This is a genomic window from Nocardiopsis halophila DSM 44494 (assembly GCF_000341245.1).
GTDB classification, from domain to species: domain Bacteria; phylum Actinomycetota; class Actinomycetes; order Streptosporangiales; family Streptosporangiaceae; genus Nocardiopsis_A; species Nocardiopsis_A halophila.
In genome coordinates this window covers 1-5614 of sequence record NZ_ANAD01000166.1, presented here as the reverse complement: position 1 = coordinate 5614, position 5614 = coordinate 1, and the positions used below count along the sequence as shown (strand labels likewise).

Genomic DNA, 5614 nt, shown 5'->3' with positions numbered 1-5614 from the left:
GGCGGTTCTTCCCGCCACTGGCCGCGCGGGCCTCGGCCTTGTGCTCGGAGCGGCGCTTGTGCGGCCCCAGGACCATGACCATGTTGCGGCCGTCCTGCTTGGGCTGCGACTCCACCGATCCCAGTTCCTGGACGTCCTCGGCCAGCTTGGCCAGCAGGCGGCGCCCCAGCTCGGGGCGGGACTGCTCGCGGCCGCGGAACATGATCGTCACCTTGACCTTGTCCCCGCCCCTGAGGAAGCGCTCGACGTGACCCTTCTTGGTGTCGTAGTCGTGCCCGTCGATCTTGGGGCGGAGCTTGATCTCCTTGATGATCGTGTTCGACTGGTTCTTGCGCGACTCGCGCGCCTTGACCGCGGACTCGTACTTGAACTTGCCGTAGTCCATCAGCTTGGCGACCGGCGGCCGCGCGGTCGGGGCGACCTCGACCAAGTCGAGGTCGGCCTCCTGTGCCAGACGCAGGGCGTCCTGCACGGAGACGATGCCGACCTGCTCGCCGTTGGGTCCGACGAGTCGGACCTCGGGAACCCGGATGCGGTCGTTGATGCGGGGCTCGGCGCTGATGAGACCCCTCCCTAGCCTTGTCGTGGTGCTCCGTAGTGAAGGGGTTCCCACCCGCGGCCCCGTGATGGGGGCGGAAAGCGAAAAACCCCGCCAGCCGTGGCAAGCGGGGTGATCCACCGGGCGGCGGACCGCTCGTCGCGCGGGATCCGTGGACCCCGCGGGCGCACCGTCCCGCCGACCGGAACCCGTACGAGTGGTGCCCGACGGGTGGGAGGATCGGCCTCCGCTTGCGTCTCCGGGCGCCGCAGGGGCGCCCGGATCAGGTCAGGACCCTACTCTACCAGGGCCGCCGGACCCGCCGGGCCGCTGCCGGGGGGAGTCCCCTCACGCTGGCGAACGCCCTGCGCGGCGGGGCTATTCCCCCGCCGCGGGGGCCGCCCGCCGGGCGAGTTCGGCCTCGCCCGCCGCGCGCATCGCCTCCACCGGGGCCGGCCCGGCCCCGGTCATCAGCTCCACCTGGGCCGCCGCCTGGTGCAGCAGCATCGGGAAGCCGCCGACCACGGTGCGCCCGGCCGCGGCGGCCGCGCGGGCCAGCGCGGTGGGCCAGGGGCTGTAGACCACGTCGAAGACGGCCGCCCCGCTCTGCGCGACGCGGTCGGCCCAGGCGTCGGCGGCCCCGGACGGCAGCGTGCTGGCCACCAGGTCCACCTCCAGGTGGCGCTCGAGTTCGGCCAGCGGCGCCGCCTCGGCGGCGATGCCGGTGCGCCCGGCCGCCTCCAGCACCCCCCGGGCGCGGGCGGGGTCGCGGGCCAGGACCGTGACCGAGGCGGCGCCCAGCCGGTGCAGGGCGGCCACCGCGGAGGCGGCGGTCGCCCCGCCCCCGAGCACCGCCGCGGTGCGCGGGGCGCCCGCCCCGGCCTCGGACAGCGCCGCGGCGATCCCGTGCACATCGGTGTTGTGGGCCGTGCGGCCGCCGCCGGACAGCACCAGGGTGTTGGCGGCGCCGACCTGCCGGGAGGCCTCGTCGGACCGGTCGGCCGCCTCCAGGGCCGCCTTCTTGAGCGGCATGGTCAGCGACAGCCCCGCCCATTCGGGCCCGCAGGAGCGCAGGAACGGCTCCAGGCCGTCCTCACCGCACTCGTGCAGCCCGTAGCTCCACTCCCCCGCGATGCCCAGCGCCGCGTAGGCGGCCCGGTGCAGCACCGGCGAGAGCGAGTGGGCCACCGGCGAGCCCAGCACCGCGGCGCGCATCAGGCCCCTCCTTGCTGGCTCTGCTGGAACCGCTCCTTGAGCACCAGGAACTCGTCGTGGGTCTCGGCGAACTCGGTCACACCGTTCTCCGGGTCGGTGGCGACGAAGTACAGGTAGTCCTCGTCGGAGGGGGCCAGGGCCGCCTTGATGGCGTCCTCCCCGGGGCTGACGAACGGCCCGGCGGGCAGGCCCTTGCGGCCGTAGGTGGCGTAATCGCTGCCGGCGGCCTTGCACTCGGCGAGCTGTTCGCCGGTCAGGGCGATGCCGTGCTCGCCGATGACGTAGAAGCAGGTGCTGTCCATGCCCAGCTCCATGCCCTCCTCCAGACGGTTGTGGACGACCGCCGAGATGTCGGGCATGTCCTCCACCGAGCCGGTCTCGGCCTGCACGATGGCCGCCACCGCCATGACCTCGTTGGGGTCCATGCCCACCTCCTCGGCGCGGCCCTCCAGGTCGACCCCGGGGTCCTCGGCGACCTGGGTGAACCGGCGCACCATCCGGGAGAGCACCTCCTGGGCGTCCATGTCCGGGGAGAGGGTGTAGGTGGCGGGGAACAGGTAGCCCTCGGGCCCCTGCTCGGCGTAGTCGGGCAGCCCCAGCGAGGCCGGGTCGTCGTAGGCGGCCTGCAGGTCCTCCAGCGGGATGCCCGACTCCTCCGACACCTGGGCGAGGACCTCCGAGGCCCGCTTGCCCTCGGGGACGGTGACCTTGACCTCGGAGCGCGAGGCGGGGTCGAGCATGAGTTCGACGGCCTCCCCCGCGCCCATCTGCGAGCGCAGCAGGTAGGTGCCGGGCGTCAGCTCCGCTCCGGCCTCGTCCAGCGCGTTGGTGAAGGCGCGGGAGCTGGCCACCACGCCGGCGTCCTCCAGGATCCCGCCGATCCGGGACCCCGAGGCGCCCTCGGGGACGACGACCTCCACCTGCCCGCTGCCCGCGCCCTCGTAGTCGGCGGGGAAGAGGAAGGTGCGGGCGGCGAAGCCGCCGCCGGCCACGACGACCGCGAGCGCGGCGCCGACCACGACGGCCTTGCCCTTGCCGCCCCTGCCGCCGCCCTTGCGCCGGGCGCGGCGCGGGGCCGCGCGCCGCCCCTTCCCGCGGGCCCGGCGCCCGCGCGGGGCGGCCTCGGGGCGGTCGTCGTCGGGCCCGTCCCCGGCCGCCGGTTCCGCTGTCTCCTCGCTCGGCTCCGGCCCGGGGTCGGACACGGGGCCGGCCTGAGGGTGCGCCCTGCGGCGCCCGCCCTTGCGCGTCACCGGGACCGCGTCGAAGTCCAGCGTGCGCTGCGGCAGCGGCCGGTCGAACGGGGCCTCGCCGTCGTCCGGCGGCTCCGCTCCCAGTCCCAGGGGGTCCCGCTCCTCCTCCGGCTCGCGCCGCCGGCGGCGGCCGCGCGGGCGCTGCGGGCCCGGGTCGACCGGCAGCGGCCCGGAGTCGGCCGCGGGTTCCCGCGGCGGCGGGGCGACCGCGCCGCCGACGAGGTCGGGGTCGGTCTCGGGTTTGCGGCGGCGGCCCCGGCGCGGGCGTTCGCCGCCGCCGGAGGCGGCCGGCGCCGAGGGCCAGGGGTCGGTGAGGGGGTCGGGGTCGCGCGGCCCCTCCGGGCGTGCGCGCCGACCGCCGTAGGGCCGCCGGTCGCCGTCCGGTCCGTAGCCGTTCATCCGCTCACCTCGACGATCTCCCCGGGGGGGCGGCCGGTCGTGCGCTCGCTGTCCAGTGCGGACTGCAGCAGCACCACCGCGGCCGCCTGGTCGATCACCGCGCGGCGGGCCCGGCCGGCGCGGGCGCCGCGCTTGGCGTGCCCGGGGCCCGCGACCAGCTGCTGCTGTGCGGTGACGGTGGTCAGCCGCTCGTCGACCATCCGGACCGGGACCGGGGCCAGCATGCGGGCCAGCGACACGGCGAAGGCGCGGGCCGAGCGCGCCGCGGCGCCCTCGGTTCCGGAGAGCGATGCGGGCAGGCCGACCACCACTTCGCGCGCCTCGCGCTCGACCACCAGGGCGGCGATCCGCGCGAGGTCGCCGGTGCCGCGGCGGACGGTCTCCACGGGGGAGGCCAGGACACCTCCGGGGTCACTTGCGGCGACGCCGATGCGGGCGTCGCCGGGGTCCACGGCCAGGCGTACGCCGTTCCTCAACGACCGGGCTCCCCCGTGCGGGTCCAGGGGGCGGCGGCAGGGGTCACGTCTCGTTCCTTTCTGGCGGGCACCGCGCCGCCGGTCGGGCGGGCGCGGCAGCGGACCGCCGCGGCGCCCGGGGCGCCGCGGCGGGGCTCGGGCAGGCTCCGGTGGACGAGAAGCCTTACACGGAGACTCTGCCTTGGAAAAGGGTCAGGCGGACTCTCCGACGCGCGCTTCGATGGCACCGAGCGCGCGATCGACCGCGGCCGGGTCGGTGCCGCCGCCCTGGGCGACGTCCGGCTTGCCGCCACCGCCGCCGCCGAGCTCGCGGGCGGCGGTGCCCACCAGGTCCCCGGCCTTGAGGCCGCGCTTCTGGGCCGCCTTGTTGGCGGCCACCACGACCACCGGGCGGTCCTTGGGCACCCCGGCGACGGCGACCACGGCCGGCCGCTCCTCGCCCAGGCGCCCGCGCACGTCCAGGGCCAGCTTGCGCAGGTCGTCGCCGGAGGCGCCGTCCTCGGCGCGGTGGGTGGCCAGCAGCACGCCGGCGCGCTCGCGGGCGCCCTCGGCCAGCCCTGCGGCGGCCTGCAGCACCTGGGCGGCGCGCAGCCGCTCGATCTCCTTCTCGGCGGTGCGCACCCGGGAGACCAGGGAGTCGATGCGCTCGGGCAGCTCCTCGCGCGGGGCCTTGAGCTGCTCGGAGAGCTGGCCCACCAGCATGGACTCCTTGGACAGGCGGCGGAAGGCGTCGATGCCCACGGCGGCCTCGATGCGGCGCACGCCCGAGCCCACCGAGGACTCGCCCAGCACCTTGACCACGCCGAGGCGGCCGGTGGCGGGCACGTGGGTGCCGCCGCACAGCTCGCGCGAGTAGTCGCTCATCTCGACCACGCGGACCCGGTCCCCGTACTTCTCGCCGAACATGGCCAGGGCGCCCATCTTGAGCGCCTCGTCCAGGCTGGTCTGGAAGTCGCGGACCTGGATGTCGTCGGCCAGGACGGTGTTGACCTCCTCCTCGACCTCGGCCAGCTCCTCGGTGCGCAGCGGCCGGTCGGCGGTGAAGTCGAACCGCAGCCGGCCGGGCTGGTTCTCCGAGCCCGCCTGGCCGGTCGAGGCGCCCAGCGCGTTGCGCAGCGCCGAGTGGATGAGGTGGGTGGCCGAGTGCGAGCGGGAGACCGAGGCGCGCCGGCCGGTGTCGATGGCGGCGTGCACGGGGTCGTCCACCACCAGCTCGCCCGAGCGCACGGTGCCGCGGTGCACGAACAGGCCGGGCAGCGGCTTCTGCACGTCCTCCACGTCGGCCGCGCCGCGGCCGTCCACGGTGATGGTGCCCTTGTCGGCGAGCTGGCCGCCGGACTCGGCGTAGAAGGGCGTGCGGTCCAGCACGATCTCCACCTTCTCGCCGGCGCGGGCGACGTCGGCCGCCTGTCCGCCGACGATCAGGCCGAGGATGCGGGCCTCGCCCTCCTGGTCGGTGTAGCCGAGGAAGTCGGTGGCGCCGGAGGTGTCCAGCAGCCGCGCGTAGACGCTGACGTCGGCGTTGCCGAGCTTCTTGGCCTTGGCGTCGCGCTTGGCGGTCTCGCGCTGGCGCTCCATGAGCGAGGAGAAGGACTCCTCGTCCACCCGCAGGCCCTGCTCGGCGGCCATCTCCAGGGTGAGGTCGATGGGGAAGCCGTAGGTGTCGTGCAGCTGGAAGGCGTCGGCGCCGGAAAAGGTGGCGCCGCCCGCGGCGCGGGTGCGCTCGGCCGCCCGGG

5 protein-coding genes are annotated in these 5614 nt (G+C 75.9%); all 5 read right to left on the bottom strand.

Features of this window, described 5'->3' with window-relative positions; genetic code table 11:
- On the bottom strand, window positions 1-613 hold a 613-nt coding region (gene infC, locus D450_RS0119720; RefSeq protein ID WP_193789681.1), incomplete at its 3' end, for a translation initiation factor IF-3.
- 303 nt (window positions 614-916) lie between these two features.
- Window positions 917-1753, bottom strand: coding sequence for a shikimate dehydrogenase (locus D450_RS0119715; RefSeq protein WP_017540380.1), 837 nt, complete (start codon window positions 1751-1753; stop codon window positions 917-919).
- Entirely contained in the window at window positions 1753-3402 is a 1650-nt protein-coding gene (gene mltG, locus D450_RS0119710; protein ID WP_017540379.1) for an endolytic transglycosylase MltG, read from the bottom strand. The genes D450_RS0119715 and mltG overlap by 1 nt, the downstream gene beginning before the upstream one ends.
- The gene (ruvX, locus tag D450_RS0119705) at window positions 3399-3878 is read right to left on the bottom strand and encodes a Holliday junction resolvase RuvX (protein ID WP_026124240.1); all 480 of its coding nucleotides are present in this window, start codon (window positions 3876-3878) and stop codon (window positions 3399-3401) included. The genes mltG and ruvX overlap by 4 nt, the downstream gene beginning before the upstream one ends.
- A gap of 192 nt (window positions 3879-4070) precedes the next feature.
- Window positions 4071-5614, bottom strand: a 1544-nt coding sequence (locus tag D450_RS0119700; RefSeq protein WP_017540377.1) for an alanine--tRNA ligase-related protein, incomplete at its 5' end; no start/stop codon positions are given.